The organism is Kineococcus indalonis (genome assembly GCF_009906395.1).
Classification (GTDB): domain Bacteria; phylum Actinomycetota; class Actinomycetes; order Actinomycetales; family Kineococcaceae; genus Kineococcus; species Kineococcus indalonis.
Map to the genome: position 1 here is coordinate 1 of NZ_JAAALM010000425.1, position 3,579 is coordinate 3,579.

The 3,579-nt window shown below is 78.5% G+C and carries 4 protein-coding genes; 3 read left to right on the forward strand and 1 reads right to left on the reverse strand.

Annotation, left to right across the window (positions count from 1 at the left end):
- Positions 1 to 4 precede the first annotated feature (4 nt).
- From GTR00_RS16845 to GTR00_RS16855, 3 genes are read left to right on the forward strand one after another with little or no spacing between them, the layout of a single operon-like run.
- Entirely contained in the window at positions 5 to 541 is a 537-nt protein-coding gene (locus GTR00_RS16845) for a DUF427 domain-containing protein (protein ID WP_407659720.1), read from the forward strand.
- 53 nt (positions 542 to 594) lie between these two features.
- Positions 595 to 2,454, forward strand: coding sequence for an ABC transporter ATP-binding protein (locus GTR00_RS16850; protein ID WP_166612742.1), 1,860 nt, complete (start codon positions 595 to 597; stop codon positions 2,452 to 2,454).
- A gap of 43 nt (positions 2,455 to 2,497) precedes the next feature.
- Positions 2,498 to 2,911: a hypothetical protein gene (locus GTR00_RS16855; protein WP_166612743.1), complete on the forward strand. Its 414-nt coding sequence runs from the start codon at positions 2,498 to 2,500 to the stop codon at positions 2,909 to 2,911.
- Between the two features lie 127 nt (positions 2,912 to 3,038).
- On the opposite strand, the gene GTR00_RS16860 is transcribed toward GTR00_RS16855, so the two are convergent.
- On the reverse strand, positions 3,039 to 3,579 hold a 541-nt coding region (locus tag GTR00_RS16860), incomplete at its 5' end, for a MarR family winged helix-turn-helix transcriptional regulator (protein ID WP_205706018.1).

Consider the following 3,579-nt stretch of genomic DNA (forward strand, 5'->3'; position numbering starts at 1 on the left):
TCCCGTGAGCGTCCTGCCCCCCGGGGTGCGCCCCGTCCCACCCGGCCCCGGCCGGGAGTCGGTGTGGGACTACCCGCGCCCCCCGCGCCTGGAGGTGGCCCGCCGCCGGGTGCGCGTGCTCGTCGACGGCGCCGTCCTGGCCGACGCCCCCGCCGGCTCGCGCCGGGCCTGGCGCGTGCTGGAGACCAGCCACCCGCCGACGTACTACCTCGCCCCCGACGCGCTGGACCCGGCCCTGCTGCGCGCGGCGGCGGGGGAGAGCTGGTGCGAGTGGAAGGGCCTGGCCGGCTACCTGGACGTGCTCGCCCCCGACGGCTCCGTCGTGGCCGCGCGCGCCGCGTGGACCTACCCCGCCCCCACCGACGCCTTCGCCGACCTCGCCGGCGCCGTCTCGCTGTACCCGGGCTGCGCCCCGGGCCGCGTGCGGTGCCTGCTGGACGAGGAGGAGGTGCGCCCGCAGCCGGGCGGCTTCTACGGGGGCTGGGTCAGCGACGACGTCGCGGGCCCCTTCAAGGGCGGTCCCGGCAGCCTGGGCTGGTGAGCTCCCCGCGGGGGCGGGGTGCCCGTGTCCGGGCGGGGGCCTAGCCTGCACGCGTGTCGATGGAGTCGGCCGCGTGGCACTCGCTGTGGCGGGCCACCAGCGCGGAGCAGCAGCAGCGCCCGCTCTCCCGCGAGACGGTCCAGCGGGTGGTGGACCTGGCGCGCGAGCGCCGCGGCCGCCTGGGCGTGTTCGTCGCCGGCAGCGTCGTCACCGCCGTGCTGGCGGTGGCCTCCCCGGTCCTGGCCGGGCGCGCGGTGGAGGCCGTCACCGCCGGCGACGGGCGCCGCGTGGTGCAGCTGGCGCTGCTCATCGCGCTGGTGGCGCTCGCCGAGGCCGCCCTGGGCCTGTGGGTGCGCTGGCTGTCCGCCACGATCGGCGAGGACCTCATCCTCGACCTGCGCACCCGCGTGTTCGACCACGTGCAGCGCATGCCGGTGGCGTTCTTCACCCGCACCCGCACCGGCGCCCTGGTCTCACGCCTGAACAGCGACGTCCTGGGCGCCCAGCGCGCCTTCTCCGGCACCCTGTCCGGCGTCGTGGGCAACCTCGTCTCCGTGGTGCTCACCGCCGCCGTCATGCTCACCACCTCCTGGCTGGTCACCGTGCTGGCGCTGGTGCTGCTGCCGGTGTTCCTGGTGCCCGCGCGCCGCATGGGCCGGCGCCTGGCGGAGCTCTCGCGCGAGGCGGCCCAGCTGAACGCGGCGATGACCACCCAGTCCACCGAGCGCTTCTCCGCCCCCGGCGCCACGCTCGTGAAGCTCTTCGGCCGCCCGCAGGACGAGTCGCGCGCCTTCGCCGAGGCCGCCCGCCGCGTGCGCGACATCGGGGTGCGCACCGCCGTGCTGAACTCCGTGTTCATCACCGCGCTGACGCTGGCCTCCGCGCTGGCCCTGGCGCTGGTGTACGGCGTCGGCGGGGTGGCCGCGGTGGGCGGGACCCTCGACGCCGGCAGCATCGTCACCCTGGCGCTGCTGCTGACCCGCCTGTACGCGCCGCTGACGGCGCTGGCCGGCGCGCGCGTGGACGTGATGAGCGCCCTGGTGAGCTTCGAGCGCGTCTTCGAGGTGCTGGACCTGGTGCCCCTGGTGCGCGACCCCGAGCACCCGCGCGCGCTGCCGACCGGGCCGCTGACCGTCGAGTTCGACCACGTCGACTTCGCCTACCCGGCCGCCTCGGAGGTCTCCCTGGCCTCCCTGGAGGACGTCGCCGTCCTCGACGCGCGCGGCGGGGTGCCCGTCCTGCACGACGTCGCCTTCCGCGTCGAGCCGGGCCAGGTCGTCGCCCTGGTGGGCTCCTCCGGGGCGGGCAAGTCGACCACGGCGCAGCTGCTGGCGCGCCTGTACGACGTCACCGGCGGCGCGGTGCGCCTGGGCGGGGTGGACGTGCGCGAGCTGACCGCGGCCTCCATCCGCTCAGCGGTCGGCGTGGTCACCCAGGACGGTCACCTGTTCCACGAGTCGCTGCGCTCGAACCTGCAGCTGGCGCGCCCGGGCGCCTCCGACGCGGAGCTGCTGCAGGCCCTGGAGCGCGCCCGCCTCGGCGAGCTGGTGGCGCAGCTGCCCGAAGGCCTGGACACGGTCGTCGGCGAGCGCGGCTACCGCTTCTCCGGCGGTGAGCGCCAGCGGCTGACCATCGCGCGCCTGCTCCTGGCGCAGCCGCGCGTGGTGGTGCTCGACGAGGCGACCGCCTCCCTGGACTCCGCCTCCGAGGCCGCGGTGCAGGCCGCGCTGGACGAGGCGCTGGCCGGGCGCACCGCCCTGGTCATCGCCCACCGGCTCTCCACGATCCGCGGCGCCGACCAGATCCTCGTCCTGGAGGGCGGCCGGGTCGTCGAGCGCGGCACCCACGCCCAGCTGATGGCGCTGCACGGGCGCTACGCGCACCTGCACGAGACCCAGTTCGCGCTGCCGTGAGCCCCCGCCCGGCCGCGGTGGTGACGGGGACGGCGCCGGCGGCGTGGACCCGCTGAGCGCCCTGCTGGCCGGCGCGGCGCTGCACGCCGGGTTCCAGCTCGTCGTCACGCTCGTGGTCTACCCGGCGCTGGCGGCGGCGCCCGAGCGCAGCTGGGCCGCGGTGCACGCCGCGCACTCCCGGCGCATCACCCCCGTCGTGGCCCTCGTCTACGGCGGCGTGCTGGCCACCTGGGCGTGGGTGCTGGCCACCACGGCCCTGAGCGGCGCCCTCGTGCTCGCCGGCGCGGGCAGCGCCCTGGCCGGGGCGGCGACGGCCCTGGTGGCCGGGCCCACCCACGCCCGGCTGGGCCGCGAGGGCCCGCGCCCGCAGCTGCTGCGCCGGCTGCGCCGCGCCGACGCGGTGCGCCTGGCGGGGGCGCTGCTGGCGCTGGCCGCCACGGCGCTCGCCGTGCGCTGAGGCGCGCGGGCGGGTCCTCGCGCGCGGCGGCCCGCCCCGCCTCGTCGTGGGAGCGGTCGGCGCCGGGTGCTCCGGGGTCCTCGGGCGCCCCGCCGCCGCACGGCGATCACGGGTGGCGTCCAGGGGCTCAGGTGCCCGGCGGCAGCGCGCGCGTCGCCAGGCGGGCCAGCTCCTGCAGGTCCGCGGCGTCGACGTGGCCGAGGTGGCGGGCGATGGCGGCCACGTGGCGCCCGCCGACCTCGCGCTGGCGCTGGGCGCCGGCGTCGGTGAGGGCCACGACGACGCCGCGGCGGTCGGCGGCGTCGGCCTCGCGGGCCAGCAGGCCCTGCCGCTCCAGGCGGTCCACCAGCCGGCTCAGGGAGGGCTGCGGCAGGTACACCTGCTCGCTCAGCTCGCCCAGGCGGGCGCGGCCGGCGGGGCAGCGCGCGAGCGTGTGGAGCACGTCGTACTCGCGCACGCTCAGCCCGCCCCACACGTCGTCGGCGGCGAAGCGGCGCAGCAGGGTCGCCTGCAGGCGGAAGACCGCCTCCCAGGCCTCGGCCGCGACCCGGGTGCGTCCCGGGCCGCGGCCGCCGTCCTGCCCGCCGTCCCCGGCGGGCAGGACGGCGGGCGCGTCGGGGTGCTCAGGCACCGACGGGCTCACCGGCCGCGGCGAGGGCGGCGTCGCG